The following is a 15,465-nucleotide window of genomic DNA, read 5'->3' as shown; positions in this document are numbered from 1 at the left end:
CGTGGGCGGCGGGGTGCGCGGCGTGGCGTGGGTGGAGCGCGTGGGCGGCGCGGGGTGTGGCGTGGGTGGGAGCGCGCGGGCGGCGGGTGCGCGGCGTGGCGTGGGTGGGAGCGCGCGCGGAGGGTGGGCGCGGAGGGGGTGTGTGCGGGTGGGTCAGGAGAGTGGGCGGGTGCTGTCGCGGAGGATGAGCTCGGCTCGGACGTGTTCGGTGCGGGGGAGGTTGTCGGGGGCGGGGTTCAGGGCGAGGGTCATGGCTCGTTCGCCCAGCTCGGTCAGGGGGAGGCGGATCGAGGTGAGGGCGGGGGTGACGTCGCGGGCGATCGGCATGTCGTCGAAGCCGATGATGCTCAGGGGGCGGTTGGCGGCGCGCATGGCGGCCAGGGCGCCGACGGCCATCGAGTCGTTGAGGGCGGCTATGGCGGTCAGCGATGGGTCCGAGGCCAGCAGGGAGGCGGTGATGGCCTCGCCGCCGTCGCGGGTGAAGTCGGAGTGGGCGACGCGGATGGTGACGCCGTGCTCGGCGGCGGCGCGCTGCAGGCCGGCCAGGCGGTCGACGGTGGTGGTCAGGGACGGCGGGCCGGCGATGGCGGCGATCGCGGTGTGGCCCAGCTCGATCAGGTGGGTGGCGGCCAGGTAGCCGCCCTCCTCGTTGTCGGGCAGGACGGCGTCGCCCGGGTGCTGGTGGCGGCCGACGACGGCGATGCGGCCGCCGGTGGCCTCGAACGCGCGCATCCGGTCGTCCAGATCCTTGGCCGCGGCCTCGTCCAGGTAGCCCGAGCCGGCGATCACGATGGCCGCGACCTGGTGGGCGTGGAGCAGGTCGATGTACTCCATCTCGCGGTCGGGGTCGCGGAAGCTGTTGCAGATGATGACCAGCCGGCCGTTGGCGGTGGCCACCCGTTGCAGGCCGCGGGTGATCTCGGCGAAGTACGGGTCGGAGACGTCGTGGACGATGACCCCGACGGCGTTGCGGTGGGAGCGGGCCAGCATCTGGGCGTGCGCGTTGGGCACGTAGCGCAGCTCGGCCACCGCGGCCAGGACGCGGGCCCGCAGCTCCTCGGTGACCGGCTTCGGGCTGCCGTTGATGATGCGCGAGGCCGTCGCGGTCGACACCCCGGCGTGGCGTGCGACATCCGCCAAGGTCGCCATGCGCCTCCTAACAACCTCAAGCGATTGATCGGCGCCGATCGAGGCGATGGCGCCGACAGTTGCCCGGAGGATACCGCCCGCGCTCTTGCCCGGTCGGCAGCACGCCGAGTACGGTCCTAGGAAAGCGCTTACCTCAGGACTTTTCAAGGCCCCGGAGGCAACTGAGCATGGATCGAACCACCATCGGCATCCTGATGAACGGCGTCACCGGGCGAATGGGCCTGCGGCAGCACCTGATCCGCTCGATCCTCGCCATCCGCGAGGACGGTGGTCTGCCGCTGCGCGACGGCACCGTGCTCTGGCCCGAGCCGATCCTGGCCGGCCGCAGCGAGGCCAAGCTGCGCGCGCTGGCCGACCAGCACGGCCTCACCCAGTGGACCACCGACGTGCCCGGCGCGCTGGCCCGGCCCGACGTCGACGTCTACTTCGACGCGCAGGTCACCTCGGCCCGGGTCAAGGCGCTGCGCCAGGCCATCGAGGCCGGCAAGCACATCTACACCGAGAAGCCGGTGGCCGAGAGCCTGGGCGAGGCCGTCGAGCTGGCCCGCTTCGCCGACGCGGCCGGCATCAAGCACGGCGTGGTGCAGGACAAGCTCTTCCTGCCTGGGCTCCGCAAGCTCGCGCGTCTGGTGGAGGGCGGCTTCTTCGGGCGCATCCTCTCCGTACGAGGCGAATTCGGTTATTGGGTCTTCGAGGGTGACTGGCAGACGGCGCAGCGCCCGTCGTGGAACTACCGGTCGGCCGACGGCGGTGGCATCACGCTCGACATGTTCCCGCACTGGCACTACGTGCTCGAGCAGATCTTCGGGCCGGTCCGCACCGTCACCGCCCACTCGGTGACGCACATCGATCGCCGCTGGGACGAGGCCGGCGCCCCCTACGACGCGACCGCGGACGACGCGGTCTACGGGCTCTTCGAACTCGACGGCGGCGTGGTGGCGCAGATCAACAGCTCCTGGGCCGTACGCGTCAATCGCGACGAACTGGTGGAGTTCCAAGTGGACGGCACGCATGGCAGCGCGGTGGCCGGGTTGCACCACTGTCGCGTACAGCCGAGGGCGGCCACGCCGAAGCCGGTGTGGGACCCGGATGTGCCGACCGGGCAGCGCTTCCGCGAGCAGTGGCAGGAGGTGCCGGACAACGAGGTCTTCGTGAACGGGTTCCGCGCGCAGTGGGAGCAGTTCCTGCGGTACGTGGCGGAGGACGCGCCCTACACCGGTGATCTGTGGGCCGGGGCGCGCGGCGTACAGGTCGCGGAACTGGGTTTGCAGTCGTCGCGGGAGGGCCGCCGCCTGGAGATCCCGGAGTTGTCGCGATGAAGTTCAGCGGGCACGGCGCGGAGTTCCGGGCGAAGGGCGCCTTCCGGTCCCGGATCGCCTACGCGGCCGCGCCGGTGACGGCCGACCCGGCCCAGGAGAACGTCCCGGGCGCGCCGGCCGCGCTCGACTGGGACACGACGCTGCGCTTCCGGCATCACTTGTGGGACCACGGATTCGGCGTCGCCGAGGCGATGGACACGGCCCAGCGGGGCGCGGGGCTCGACTACGCGGCGACCCGCGAGCTGATCCGGCGCAGCGCGGCCGAGGCCACCGGCCCGATCGTGGCGGGCGTGGGCACCGACCAGCTCCCCGCCGGTCCGGCCACACTGGACGACATCACCAAGGCCTACCTGGAACAGCTGGCCGACGTCCGCGAGGCCGGCGCGACGCCGGTCATCATGTGCTCACGGCACCTCGCGGCGGCCGCCCGCGACGCCGACGACTACAAGCGCGTCTACGGCGAGTTGCTGGTCCAGTCGGACCGGCCGGTGCTGCTGCACTGGCTCGGCGAAGCCTTCGACCCGCTGCTCGCCGGCTACTGGGGCGGCGACGACACCGTCCTCGACATCATCAACGCCCACCGCGACCGCATCGAAGGCATCAAGATCTCTCTGCTCGACGCCGACTACGAGATCGAGCTCCGGCGGAAACTGCCCGCGGGCGTACGCATGTACACCGGCGACGACTTCAACTACCCGTCGCTGATCCTCGGCGACGAGCAGGGCCACTCCGAAGCCCTGCTCGGTGTCCTGGCCGTGATCGCGCCCCCCGCGGCGGCCGCCTTCCGTGCGCTGGACGCGGGCGACGTCACCGCGTACGAACGGATCCTGGGTCCGACCGTGCCGTTGGCCCGGCACCTGTTCGCGGCGCCGACCTACCACTACAAGACGGGCATCGTGTTCCTGAACTGGCTGGCCGGCCACCAGGACCACTTCACGATGGTCAACGGCGCGCAGTCCGGGCGCTCACCGCGGCACCTGCTCGCGCTCATGCGGCTGGCCGACGAGGCCGGAATCCTGCCCGACGCCGACCTCGCGGCCCACCGGGCCCAGGCCTGGCTGACGACCGTGGGGATGGGGCGATGAAAGGGTTCTCGCTCAACCAGGCCACCACCAAGCGGTGGCCGCTCGACGAGCTCGTGGCCGGCTGCGTCGCCGCCGGGGTCGAGGCGGTCGGGCTCTGGCGGGAGGAAGCGCAGGCGTACGGCATCGACAAGACGGCCCGGCTCGTCCGCGACGCCGGGCTGACCGTGTCGTCACTGTGCCGCAGCGGGTTCTTCCACGAAGCCGGGTGGTACGACGAGAACCGGCGCGCGATCGACGAAGCGGCCGCCCTCGGCACGGACACGCTGGTGCTCGTGAGCGGCGGACTGCCGGGCAACTCGCGCGACATCGACGGGGCCCGCCGCCACGTGGGGGACGCGATCGGGGCGCTCGTCCCGGACGCGCTCGCCGCGGGCGTACGGCTGTCGATCGAGGCCCTGCACCCGATGTTCTGCTCCGACCGGTGCGTCGTCTCTACATTGGACCAGGCACTGCAGCTGGCCGCGCCCTACCCCGTGGAAGCGGTCGGCGTGGTCGTCGACACGTACCACCTGTGGTGGGACGACAAGGTGTGGCAGGGCATAGCGGGCGCGGGACCGAGGATCGCCGCGTTCCAACTGGCCGACTGGATCACGCCGCTCCCTTCGGGGGTGCTGCTCGGGCGCGGCTTGCCGGGCACAGGATCGGTCGACATGCGGCGCTTCTACCGGGCGGTGGCCGAGGCCGGCTACGAGGGGTGGGTCGAGGTCGAGGTCTTCCACGAAGACGTGTGGTCCCGGCCGGGAGCGTCGGTCCTGGCCGAGGCGTACGAGGGGTACAGGGCGGCCGTGTCGTGAAGCTGTACGACTACGTGGCCGCGCCGGACCTCGACATCCGGCTCGGCCCCCGCCCATACCTGCACCCGGTCCGCACCCTGCGCGGCACGGTCGTCACGGACACGCTGCCGTACGACCACCCGTGGCATCTCGGCGCGTCCCTGACGATGGCCGACGTCAACGGGTGGAACCTGTGGGGTGGGCGGACCTTTGTTCGGGGCGAGGGCTATGTGTGGCGGGAAGACCATGGGCGGATCCGGCACGTCAGCCCCTCCTCGCTGGTGTGGGAGGACGGCTCGGGGCGCACCCTTCTCACCGAGCATCGAGCGATCACGGCGGTGGAGGCGGCGGACGGGTGGGAGCTGTCTTTCGCGTACGCCCTGACCGCCCCCGAGACCGTGGCCCTCGGCAGCCCGGCCACCAACGGACGAACCGGTGGCGCCGGGTACGGGGGGTTCTTCTGGCGGTGCCCACCCGGCAAGGCAGTGGCGTCGGCGGCCAACGGCAGCGCTGACCCGTCCCTCACGCTGACCGTGGACGACAGCTACCGCCTGGTGTTCAGCGGCTTGCAGGATGCCGATCGCTGGTTTGTCCGCACTGATGAATACATCGGCGTGTGCGCTGCCTTGGCCTTTACCGATCCGCTGGTCATTCCCGCTGGCGAGACCCTCCGCCGGGAGATCCGCGTTTTGATCGCCGACGTCGGCTGAACACCGGCCGGGAGGGGCTTTCTTACCCGGGGGACGGTTGAGGGGATGGGGTGACCACTTACGGCTGACTGGGGAGCGTTTTATGCCGTGAGTGGTCACCCCATCCCCTCAACCTTGCCGGGTGTCATGTGACGGCCGGGAGGGTGGTCGCCGGTCTCTGGGCGGCTGGTGCTGGAGGCGGTTCCCTTGCGGTGGGTGGGTGGTTGGGGTTCGCTGCCGCGCTGCGGGGCGGGCGGGGGCGCGGTCACCCGGGCGGAGCTGGGGGGTGAGCTGGTCGGCCATTGCAGGCCGGTTGCGCGGGTTTGGTGGTCGGGGTTGGGCGGCGCGGGTGCCGGGCGGGCTGGGCCGGGTTCGCCGCTTTGGACGACCAGACTGTCGGCGTCGCGGGTATCGCCGCCGCAGCCCGGGTTCTGTTGAAGTCGGCGACTCGCCGCGTTTCCCGCCTCCGGTCATTTGGCGGCTTACTCCGGGCCGGCCCGGGCGGGCACCAGCATCCGCGGGGAGCACCGCAAGCGCGCGTTGTTTCTGTTCGCGTTCGCCGCCCTGTTCGGCCCGGCCCGGCCCGGCGGGCCTACTGGGGCCGCGGAGGCGCCGAAGGCAACAGATACAACGCCTCGCCCGCCGCCGGGTCGATGTCCTGCACGCCGTGCTTTGCAGCCGGCCGATATTTCGGCGTAAACCAGTAGGAAACCGCCCTTGTCGCTTGACTGAACCGATAGGGATAACCCCGGATCTTGGTAGGGGCAGAAAGTCATGTCGACCGAGCGGCCGGGCAATGCCCGGCGGAGAAGGTCGGAAGCGCTGACGGGGTCAGGGTTCGAGGGTCCAGGTTATGAAGCGGAGCTTTGGGGTGAAGCCGGTCTTCTTGTAGAGGCTGAGGGCGCCGACAGGGTTTTGGGAGTCGGCTTCGGCCAGGGCTCGGTCGTAGCGCTCGGCGGCGGCGGTTTGCAGGGCGTGGGCGATGAGGGCGCTGGCGGCGCCGCGGCGGCGGTGGGGTGGCTGGGTGGCGATGAAGAGGAAGCGGGCGTCGCGGATGCCGGTGGCGGCGGTGTCGGCGTCCCAGGACATTGTCACCAGCATGGCGGCGGGGGCGCCGGTTGCCGTGTCGCGGAGCAGGAAGCTGAGGGTGGGGCGGAAGGTCTGGTTGGTGATTTTGCTTTTCCAGGACTCGGCGGTCATGGGGGACCGCAGGTGGTCCTCGGCGAAGGCTTCGTTCCGGATGAGGCGGAACTCGTCGTCGTTGTGGGGGGACCAGGGCTCGATGTGCAGGCCGGCGGGGATCGGGGTGTCGGGGATGGCGTCGCCGAGCGGGTGCTGAAGGTGCTGGTAGTAGCTGACCGGCGTGAAGCCGTGGGCGTGCATGAGCTCGGGCAGGCCGGCCATGGTTTCGGGTTTGTGGATGTCGATGGCGAGCTTTCGGGCCGAACCGTGCCGCGTGTGCTGCTCCCTCGCGGCCGCCACGCCGGCCTGCAGCAGCCGGGTGCCGAGGCCCTGGCGGCGGTAGTCGGGGGCTACCCCGCCGTCCATGACCACCCGTTGGGTGCCCTCCGCGACCGGCTGGTATCTGGTTTTCACGAAACCGGCCATGACGTCGCCGTCGAAGGCGGCCAGGGTGCCGCGCTCGAGGTCCGTGTAGGGGTCGACGAGCTCCTGGAGGGTGTCCTGCTCGTCGTAGTACTCGCCGATCTGGTCGGCGCGCTCCATGGCGTTGAGCAGGTCCGCTGACGACTTCGCGTCGCCGCGGTCGAGGGGGCGCCACGTGAGTGCCTCATGCATTCGGCCGAGGCTAGTGCCATGGTGTGCGGGCTGTCGTGCCATTAAAGCGCCATGTGGGCGGCGATCGGCAGGTGGTCGCTGCCGGTTCGGGGCAGGGGGTGGAGGCCGGTGACGGTCAGATCGCGGGTGAGGATCTGGTCGATGCGGGCTACGGGCCGGCGGGCCGGCCAGCTGAAGGCGAAGTCCCGGGCCGTACGGACGTGAGCCAGGACGGGGGAGAGGCCGCGATCCTGGACTGTGCTGTTGAGGTCGCCCATGAGGAGGACGCGGCTCACCGGCTCCCGGGCGAGGGCGGCACCCAGTTTGGTGGCGCTCTCGTCGCGGCCGGCCGAGCGTAGGCCGGTCGGGCCGATGCGGATCGAGGGCAGGTGGGCCACGTAGACGGCGATGTCGCCGTGTGGGGTGTGGGCCACGGCGCGCAGGCCGCGGTTCCAGTCGGGGCCGAAGCCGGCGGGGCGGATGTCGAGCGGGGCCGCCTCGGACAGCGGGTAGCGCGACCATAGGCCGACCGTGCCTTGCACGCTGTGGTGCGGATATCGGGCGGCGAAGGCGGTCTCGTAGGTGGTGACGGCGGGGGAGACCACCTCCTCCAGGGCGATGAAGTCCGGGCCGGCCGCCATGAGGGCCTGCGCGGTGCCGGCCGGGTCGGGATTCTCGTCGCTGGCGTTGTGCTGCACGGCGACCAGGTCGTACGGCTTGTCGCGCGTGGGCAGCACGTAGGCGCCGAACACGGCCAGCCAGGCGGCCAGTGGCAGCAGCACGGCCGGGAGGGCGAGGCGGGGGCGGCGCCACCAGGCGAGCGCGGCCAGCAGCGGGATGGCCAGGCCGAGCCACGGCAGGAACGTCTCCAGCAGGCTGCCGAGGCGCAGGCCGAAGCCGGGGATCCAACGGTGGAGGGCCAGGGTGAGGGCCAGCAGGACGGACAGCGCCACGACCACGTATCCCCGCACCGCACGAATGTTGGCAGGGCCGTGCAAGGTCAGGGTCGTTGATCGGACAGGCTCCCAGCGGCCGCAACGGCCCTACGCTGGGGCGATGACGCAGGTGGAGAGCACCCTGGCGGCGACCGTCTCGCTGCCGGACTTCCTCGCGGACAACGAGGTCGGCCGGCTCACCCTCGACGAGCGCAGGCTCATCGTGCGGCAGGCGCTGCTGATCCTGGAACAGAACTACGCGCTGCTCGCCTTCAAGGTGGCCCGCTACGGCATCAATCCGCTGCAGCGGCTGCGGTTGCTCGACCAGCGGCTGGCCCGGCAGGAGGACGACCCGGGGCGCGAGTGGCATCTGCACCAGCAGCTCGTCGAGATCTTCAACTCGCTGCGGGACCTGCACACGCGGTACACGTTGCCCGCACCGTTCAACGGCGCCGGCGCGTACGTCCCCTTTCTGTTGAAGGAGTTCGTCGAAGGGGACGAGCCCCGCTATCTGGTCGGGCGGCTGCAGTCCGGGCAGCCGGAGATCGGGGACGGGTCGTTCGGCTTCGGCGTCGAGGTCACCCACTGGAACGGGGTGCCGATCGAACGGGCGATCCAGAAGTTCGCCGACTGCCTGCCGGGGGCCAACCCGGAGGCGCGGCACGCCCGGGCGGTCAGCATGTTCACGGTGCGCTCGCTCGCGTACGGGCCGCCGCCCGAAGAGGAATGGATCATGATCCGGTACGTCGACCGGGACGGGCAGGCCCACGAGACGCGCCAGGTGTGGAGCGTGGTGCCGATCGCCACCACCGAGGAGGGGCCGGTGGCGTCGATCGACACGCCGCTCGGGGTCGACGCCGAGGGCGCCCAGCTGGCCTGGCTGCGGGCGGCGCTGTTCGCCCCGCAGGCGCTGGAGGGCACCGCGGCCACCGGCGGGATCGTCTCGGAGATGCCGACCGTGTTCGAGGCGCGCCAGGTCCCCGTGGGCGACCGGACGGTCGGGCATTTGCGGATCCGTACGTTCATGCCGACCGGGAGCGGGGTGCTCGGGTTCGTCCGCGAGTTCATCCGGCTGCTCGGCGAGCTGCCCCAGGACGGGCTGGTGCTCGACATCCGCGGCAACGGCGGCGGCGCGGTGCTCGCCTCCGAGATGTGCCTGCAGGCGCTGCTGGCCCGCCCGGTCGAGCCGGAGCCGGCCCAGTTCGCGGCGACCGCGCTCAACCTGCGCATCGCCCGGCAGAACGACCAGCTCAAGGACTGGCGCAAGTCGCTCGACCAGGCGCTGGACTCGGGGGCGCTCTACTCGGCCGGCATCCCGCTGACCGGGCGGGACATGCTCGAGGTGGTGCCGCAGTCGTACTTCGGGCCGATCGTGCTGCTGACCGACGCCCGGTGCTACTCGGCGGCCGACATCTTCGCGGCCGGCTTCCAGGACAACGGGATCGGATGGGTGCTCGGCACCGACAACAACACGGGGGCCGGCGGGGGCAACATCTGGCAGCTGGGCGACCTGCTCGCCCGACTGCCGGAGGGCGCCGACTCGCCGTACCGCCCACTTCCGTACGGCGCCGGTCTGTCCCTGGTCATCCGCCGCGTGTTGCGCGTCGGCGCGAACGCGGGCACCCCGCTGGAGGACTACGGCGTGGTGCCGCGCAAGCTGCACCGCCCGACCCGCCGCGACGTCCTCGAGGACGACGCCGACCTGTTCGCCGACGCCGTCAAACTGCTCGCCGAGCTGCCCACCCGCCGCTTCGACGTCACCCTGGCCGAGACCGCCGGCCACCTGACCGCCGCCTTCACGGTCCAGGGCATCGACCGCGCCGACGTCATCGTCGACGGCCGCCCCCGCTGCACCACCGACCTGGGCCACGACGAGGGCCCCCTGACCATCCCGGGCGCCCCCGACGGCCGCGAGGTCAAACTCCTCGGCTACGACCACGGGGAGCTGGTCGCCCTGCGCACCTTCACCCGTGAGCCCACCGGCCTCAAGCTCAGAAAGACCCTGGGTGACTGACTAGCCTTTCGGGCGTGGTTGATCGCACGCCTTACGACGATGAGCGGGCGCGGTACTCGCGGGCGGCGACGGCGGTCTGGTGCCGGTGGCTGTCTTCAACGCCCAGGCGGCCGATCTGCGGCTGCGGATCAGCACGCTGATGGACGCGTTCGGTCATTAGGCTGGGGGGATGGTTCGGGAGGAGTTGCTGCGGCTGCGGCGGAGTGCGGAGGCCGAGGTGGCGACGCTGGCCGCGGATCTGGAGGGGCTGTTCGCGGCGTCGCGGGACTCGAATGCCGATGATGAGCACGATCCCGAGGGGGCGACCATCGGCTTCGAGCGGGCGCAGCTGACCGCCCTGCTCACCGCGGCTCGGGAGCGGATCGCCGAGGTCGACGAGGCGCTGGCGCGGGTGGACGCGGGCACCTACGGCACCTGCGAGCGGTGCGGGCGGCCGATCGGGGAGGAGCGGCTCGCCGCGCGGCCGTCTGCTCGCTACTGCATCTCCTGCGCTTAAGAAACCGGGAGGCGGCGGCGGTACGGGGGGACGGCCCAGGGGACGCCCAGTTCTGAGGGGAGGGACAGGGTGGCGGCGGTCTTGCGGAGGATCTCGTTGATGCCGGGGATGGTGCGGTTCGGGCCGTCCACGGTGACGGCGTCGCCGGTCAGCAGGTGGGGGAGCGGGGTGTCGGGGGCGGTCAGGGACTCCAGGACCATGGTGAAGTCGGCGGTGGCGGCGAGCGGGACCAGCAGCGAGTCGCGGTGGTCGAGCAGGTCGGTCAGCAGGTCGGTGCGGCCGGGGACGTCGGACGGAACCGCGGCGCCGGGCAGGGCCAGGCGGTCGGTGGGGTATTCGAGCAGGGCGCGGTCGTTCGAGCCGCGGGCCTCGATCTCGCCGGGGATGCCGGGCCCTCCAGAATAAGTGGCCTCGCCGGCCAGGGTCACCGCGATCAGCAGTTGCAGGCCGCTGTCGAAGGTGAGGCGGGCGAAGGCCGTGTCGTCGACCTCGATGTCGCGGACCCGGTAGCGTTCGACCGCGATCTCGCGGGGGCGGCCCGCGCCGGCCGCGGTGCCGGTGGTCAGGGCCTGCATGACGGCGTGGGCGAGGGGGTTGACCAGGGCGCCGTCGACGACCGGGCGGCCGCCGACGAGACGGCGGCCGGCCCAGGGGGCGCGGGCGTAGTAGGCGTCGTCGCGTTTCCAGGAGGCGACGGCGCTGATGCCGGTGAGCGGGCCCAGGGTGGGCAGCGCGTCGCGGAAACGGGACCACGCCACCGATCCGAGGGCCTGGAAGCCGACCTGGCAGACGCGGCCGGCCGAGGCCAGGGCGGCCGACAGGGTGTGATGCGCGGCCAGCGAGGTCACGGGCGGTTTCTCCAGCAGCAGGTCGCAACCGGAGGAAAGCGCGTCCAGGGCGATCGGCAGGTGCGTGTGCGGCGGCGTGCAGATCACCACCACGTCCGGCTTGGTGGCCGACAGCAGCTCGCGGTGGTCGGTGAAGACTGGGGCCTCCGGTTCGGTCACCGGTTGCACATCGGCCAGCCCGACCAGGCGTACGCGCGAACCCAGAGCCGCGATGCGGCGGCGATGCCACGCGCCGTGGCCGTTGGCGCCGATCAGGGCGACGGAGACGGTCATCGGAGGCCCGCCAGGGTCTCGGTCACGCCGTGCTTGGTCAGGGCGGTCAGCCAGGAGACGATCTCGGCCCGCAGCTCGGCGTCCGAGGCGAGGTCGGCGGCGAAGACGGTGTCGAGACCGAGCAGCGCCTCCACCACGTCGGACGGTGTGGACGGGGCGGCCGCGAGCCGGGCCCGGATCCGGTCGGCCAGCGGGTCGTCCAGGGGCAGGGCGCTGCCGTCGTCGGCCGTGCCCTGCACGAAGCGCATCCAGGCGGCGACCACCAGCGCCGCCCAATGCGGGACCAGGCCCGCTTTCCGGCAGTCCTGGATGGTGTGCAGCACGCGCTGCGGCAGCTTCTGCGAGCCGTCCATCGCGACCTGGATGGTGCGATGACCCATGGCCGGATTCTCGAACCGGGTCAACACCTCCTGGCCGTACGCCACCACGTCGACCCCGGGCGGCGGTGACAGGCACGGGGTGATGTCGTCGGCGATGAAGTGCCGCATCGCCGGGAGCAGCCCGGGGATCTGCAGGGCGGAGGCGATGGTCTCGCGGCCGGCGAGCGCGCCGAGATAGGCGATCGCCGAGTGAACGCCGTTGAGCGTGCGGATCTTCAGGCGCTCCCACGGCTGGGCGTCGTCGGTGAGGACGGCCCCGGCGAGGTCCCAAGCGGGGCGCCCGGCCGGGAAGTCGTCCTCGATGACCCACTGGAGATAGGGCTCGCCGCTGACGGCGGCCTCGTCCCGTACGCCGAGGGCCCGCTCGGCGATGGCGAGGGTTTCCGCCGTCGTGGCGGGGACGATCCGGTCGACCATCGTGCCGGGGAACGTGACGTTGGCCGCGACCCACTCGGCGGTCCCCGTGGCCGCCGCGAGGTGGTGCACGAGACCGCGCAGCCGATGCCCGTTGGCCGGCAGGTTGTCACAGCTGACCAGGGCGATCGGGCCGGCGTCGGCCCGCTGCCGGGCGATCAGGCCGCGGATCAGCAGGCCGGGCACGGTGCGCGGGGCCCGGTCGGTCTCCAGGTCGGCCCGCAGCTCGTCGTCGAGCAGCAGCCGCCCGGTGGCCGGGTCGAGCTTGTAGCCCTTCTCGGTGACGGTCAGCGTGACGATCCGGATCGCGGGATCGGCCAGCAGAGCCACGACGGCATTCGGGTCGCCGGCGGCTGCGCGGGCTCCGGCGAGGGCGCCGATGACCCGGGTGCTGTTCCCGGACGGGCCGAGAGTGGTGACGCTGTAGAGGAAGTCCTGCGCGGTGAGCGCGTCGACGACGGCCCGCGAGCGCGGAGCGACGCCGATGATGCCCCAGTCGCCGCCGGCCGCGGCCATAGCGTCCTCGGTGAAGACGGCTTGATGGGCCCGGAAGAAGGCGCCAAGTCCAAGATGGACGATACCGGGGGCGACGGGGCCGATGCGGGGGCGGAACGCGGCGGGTAGTGATGCTCGGGTCAGCTCCATGCGGGGCCGCCCGGGAAGGAGAACTCGGCGATGGACTCGGGCTTGAGGTCCGAGCTGTAGCCGGGCCGGTCCGGCAGCAGGTAGCGGCCGCCGCGGGTGCGTACCGGGTCGGTGAAGTGCTCGTGCAGATGGTCGACGTACTCGACCATCCGCCCCTCGAGCGACGTGCCGACCCGGAGAAAATCGAAGATCGCCAGGTGCTGTACGAGTTCGCAGAGCCCGACCCCGCCCGCGTGCGGGCAGACCGGCACCCCGAACTTCGCGGCCAGCAGCAACTCGGCCAGCACCTCGGGGATGCCCGCGACCCGGCACGCGTCGACCTGCATGACGCCGATCGCCTCGGCCTGCAGCAGCTGTTTGAAGATGACCCGGTTGGCCGCGACCTCGCCGGTGGCCACCCGCACCGGGGCCACCGCGCGCTGGATGCGGGCGTGGCCCAGGATGTCGTCCGGGTGGGTCGGCTCCTCGATCCAGTACGGGTCGAACTCGGCCAGCCGGGCCATGTTGGCGATCGCCTCGTCGACGCCCCAGATCTGGTTGGCGTCCATCATCAGCAGCGCGTCCGGGCCGATCTCGTCGCGGATGATGCGGGCCCGGCGCACGTCGTCCTCGATCGGGCCGCCGACCTTCATCTTCATGGCCCGCCAGCCCTCGGCGTAGGCGGTACGGGTCAGCGCCCGTACCTTGTCGTCGGGGTAGCCCAGCCAGCCGACGCTGGTCGTGTAGGACGGGAAGCCCTCGGCCCGCAGCAGGGCCAGCCGGTCGGCCATCCCGTCGCGGCCCTTGTCGAGGATGGCGGCCGCCTCGCCCGGGGTGAGCGCGTCGTCGATGTGCCGGAAGTCGATGCAGGCGACCAGATCGGCGGTGGGCATCTCGGCCAGCAGCTGCCACATCGGCTTGCCCTCGGTCTTGGCCTTCAGGTCCCAGACCGCGTTGACCAGAGCGCCGGTCGCCATGTGGATGGCGCCCTTCTCCGGCCCGATCCACCGGAGTTGCACGTCGGCCGTGAGCGACCGCAGGAATTCGAGCGGATCGTGCGGCATGGAAAGCACGGCCGGCGCGAGGGCCCGTACAGCCGCCGCAGTGATCTCGTTGCCCCGGCCGTTGGTGAAGGTGAAGCCGGTGCCCGTATGGGGGCCATCGGTGATCAGCTCGACGTAGGTGGCCGAGTAGTCGCCCTTGTTGATCGAGTCGGAGCCGTCGCCGGCGGCGGCCGTGGGGAAGCGGACATCGTGCACCCGCACCTCGGTGATCATGCGCGGCCTCCGATCTTGAAGATGCGTTTGGGCAGGTGGTAGGCGAGATCGGTCATGGTCTCGGCGGCCTCGTCGAGCGGCAGCCGGTCCTGCACGACCAGCGAGGCGAGGTACGCGGCGTCGACCCGGCGGGCGATGTCGTGCCGGATCGGGATCGAGCAGAAGGCGCGCGTGTCGTCCACGAAGCCGGCCGTGTTGTAGAAGCCCGCCGAGTCGGTCACGGCCTCCCGGAACCGCCGCATCGCGCCCGGCGTGTCCAGGAACCACCAGGGCGCGCCCAGGAACAGCGCCGGATACCCGCCGGCCAGCGGGGCCAGCTCCCGGCTGAACGCCGTCTCGTCGAGGGTGTAGAGGACCAGGGTCAACCGCGGATCCATGCCGTACGCGTCGAGCAGCGGCCGCAGCGCCTCGACGTAGGACGTGCCCTGCGGGATGTCGCCGCCGACATCGGGCCCGTGCGCCGCGAAGAGCCGGTGGTTGTGGTTGCGTACGGCCCCCGGGTGCAGCTGCATGACCAGGCCGTCGTCGATGGACATCTTCGCGAACTCGAGGAGCATGTGCCCCCGGAAGACCTCCGCGTCGGCGGCAGTGGCCTCGCCGTGCAGCGCGCGGTCGTAGAGGGCCGCCGCGTCGGCGGGGGAGAGCGCGACTGTCAGCGCGGTCGGGTGCCCGTGGTCGGACGAGGTGGTGCCGACCTCGATGAACGCCTCGCGCCGGCGGCGGAGGGCGGAGAGGTAGCCCGCGTACGTGCCGGTGTCCTCCCCGGCCAGCTCGCCCATCCGGGCCACCGCCTCGGCCCAGTCGTCGCGCTGGAGGTCGACCACGTTGTCCGGCCGGAACGTGCTGATCACCCGGCCGCCCGGCCCGCCCCAGCCGTCGGCCGCGAGCTTGGCGTGCCGGCTCAGGTCGTCGGTCGGGAACTCGGTGGTGGCCAGCACCTCGATGCCGAACCGCTCGAACAGGGCCCGGGGGCGGAACGCCGGCTCGGCCAGCCGGGCCGCGATCTCGTCGTAGACGTCGTCGGCGGTCCCGGCGCTGAGCCTCGTGGAGACCCCGAAGACCGTGCTGAACGTCTGCTCCAGCCACAGCCGGGACGGGGTGCCGCGGAACAGGTGCCAGTTCTCGGCCAGCAGCCGCCAGATCACCCGGCCGTCGGTCTCCACCGGGCCGCCGTCGCGGCGCGGCACGCCCAGCCGGTCGGGCGTGATGCCCTGGCTCAGCAGCATCCGGGTGACGTAGTGGTCGGGCACGATCAGCAGCCGCGCCGGGTCGGGGAACGGCGCGTCGTCGGCCAGCAGGCCCGGGTCGACATGGCCGTGCGGGCTGAGCAGCGGCAGGTCGCGCGCGACGGCGTACAGCTCGCGGGCTAGCGAAGCCTCGGCCGGGTCGCTGGCGAAAACGGGGTCGGTCACG

Annotated in this window: 13 protein-coding genes and 1 pseudogene; 7 read left to right on the top strand and 7 right to left on the bottom strand. The window is 71.9% G+C overall.

What is annotated here, in order from left to right; translation table 11 throughout:
* Positions 1–153: 153 nt before the first annotated feature.
* Positions 154–1,149, bottom strand: a complete 996-nt coding sequence (locus AB0J66_RS36620; RefSeq protein ID WP_364670961.1) for a LacI family DNA-binding transcriptional regulator — start codon at positions 1,147–1,149, stop codon at positions 154–156.
* A 167-nt stretch (positions 1,150–1,316) separates the two neighbouring features.
* Between AB0J66_RS36620 and AB0J66_RS36615 the strand changes: the two genes are divergently transcribed.
* The 5 genes and pseudogenes from AB0J66_RS36615 to AB0J66_RS36595 form a co-directional block, all read left to right on the top strand.
* Positions 1,317–2,468: a Gfo/Idh/MocA family oxidoreductase gene (locus AB0J66_RS36615; protein WP_364670958.1), complete on the top strand. Its 1,152-nt coding sequence runs from the start codon at positions 1,317–1,319 to the stop codon at positions 2,466–2,468.
* The gene (locus AB0J66_RS36610) at positions 2,465–3,553 is read left to right on the top strand and encodes a DUF993 family protein (protein ID WP_364670955.1); all 1,089 of its coding nucleotides are present in this window, start codon (positions 2,465–2,467) and stop codon (positions 3,551–3,553) included. The genes AB0J66_RS36615 and AB0J66_RS36610 overlap by 4 nt, the downstream gene beginning before the upstream one ends.
* Complete coding sequence (locus AB0J66_RS36605) at positions 3,550–4,347, top strand: sugar phosphate isomerase/epimerase family protein (protein WP_364670952.1); 798 nt, start codon at positions 3,550–3,552, stop codon at positions 4,345–4,347. Before AB0J66_RS36610 ends, AB0J66_RS36605 begins: the two co-directional genes overlap by 4 nt.
* A complete protein-coding gene (locus AB0J66_RS36600; protein ID WP_364670949.1) occupies positions 4,344–5,036 on the top strand; it encodes a DUF6807 family protein in 693 nt (230 codons plus the stop codon). Before AB0J66_RS36605 ends, AB0J66_RS36600 begins: the two co-directional genes overlap by 4 nt.
* A gap of 429 nt (positions 5,037–5,465) precedes the next feature.
* Positions 5,466–5,697, top strand: a pseudogene (locus AB0J66_RS36595) (IS110 family transposase); the annotation flags it as partial.
* 149 nt (positions 5,698–5,846) lie between these two features.
* On the opposite strand, the gene AB0J66_RS36590 reads toward AB0J66_RS36595, so the two are convergent.
* Together AB0J66_RS36590 and AB0J66_RS36585 are read right to left on the bottom strand one after the other, a co-directional pair.
* Positions 5,847–6,812 carry a GNAT family N-acetyltransferase gene (locus AB0J66_RS36590; protein ID WP_364670946.1) on the bottom strand — a complete coding sequence of 322 codons (966 nt, stop codon included), beginning with the start codon at positions 6,810–6,812 and terminating at the stop codon, positions 5,847–5,849.
* A 41-nt stretch (positions 6,813–6,853) separates the two neighbouring features.
* Positions 6,854–7,762, bottom strand: coding sequence for an endonuclease/exonuclease/phosphatase family protein (locus AB0J66_RS36585; RefSeq protein WP_364670944.1), 909 nt, complete (start codon positions 7,760–7,762; stop codon positions 6,854–6,856).
* An 85-nt stretch (positions 7,763–7,847) separates the two neighbouring features.
* Between AB0J66_RS36585 and AB0J66_RS36580 the strand changes: the two genes are divergently transcribed.
* Both AB0J66_RS36580 and AB0J66_RS36575 read left to right on the top strand, forming a co-directional pair.
* Positions 7,848–9,740, top strand: coding sequence for a S41 family peptidase (locus AB0J66_RS36580; RefSeq protein WP_364670941.1), 1,893 nt, complete (start codon positions 7,848–7,850; stop codon positions 9,738–9,740).
* Positions 9,741–9,909: 169 nt separating this feature from the next.
* A complete protein-coding gene (locus tag AB0J66_RS36575) occupies positions 9,910–10,236 on the top strand; it encodes a TraR/DksA C4-type zinc finger protein (RefSeq protein WP_364670939.1) in 327 nt (108 codons plus the stop codon).
* Here AB0J66_RS36575 and AB0J66_RS36570 read toward each other — a convergent pair.
* The 4 genes from AB0J66_RS36570 to uxaC are packed head-to-tail and all read right to left on the bottom strand — an operon-like array spanning position 10,233 to position 15,464.
* Positions 10,233–11,357 carry a Gfo/Idh/MocA family oxidoreductase gene (locus tag AB0J66_RS36570; protein ID WP_364670937.1) on the bottom strand — a complete coding sequence of 375 codons (1,125 nt, stop codon included), beginning with the start codon at positions 11,355–11,357 and terminating at the stop codon, positions 10,233–10,235. The two genes, AB0J66_RS36575 and AB0J66_RS36570, sit on opposite strands and share 4 nt — an antisense overlap.
* Entirely contained in the window at positions 11,354–12,796 is a 1,443-nt protein-coding gene (locus tag AB0J66_RS36565; protein WP_364670934.1) for a mannitol dehydrogenase family protein, read from the bottom strand. The genes AB0J66_RS36570 and AB0J66_RS36565 overlap by 4 nt, the downstream gene beginning before the upstream one ends.
* Complete coding sequence (locus tag AB0J66_RS36560; protein WP_364670932.1) at positions 12,787–14,052, bottom strand: enolase C-terminal domain-like protein; 1,266 nt, start codon at positions 14,050–14,052, stop codon at positions 12,787–12,789. Before AB0J66_RS36560 ends, AB0J66_RS36565 begins: the two co-directional genes overlap by 10 nt.
* The gene (uxaC, locus tag AB0J66_RS36555; RefSeq protein WP_364670929.1) at positions 14,049–15,464 is read right to left on the bottom strand and encodes a glucuronate isomerase; all 1,416 of its coding nucleotides are present in this window, start codon (positions 15,462–15,464) and stop codon (positions 14,049–14,051) included. The genes AB0J66_RS36560 and uxaC overlap by 4 nt, the downstream gene beginning before the upstream one ends.
* Between the last annotated feature and the right edge of the window lies 1 nt (position 15,465).

Origin of the sequence: Actinoplanes sp. NPDC049598 (assembly GCF_040675435.1) — a bacterium.
In the GTDB taxonomy this organism is placed as follows: Bacteria; Actinomycetota; Actinomycetes; order Mycobacteriales; family Micromonosporaceae; genus Actinoplanes.
The sequence above is the reverse complement of the archived record's forward strand: the minus strand, read 5'-3'. Positions and strand labels throughout refer to the sequence as shown.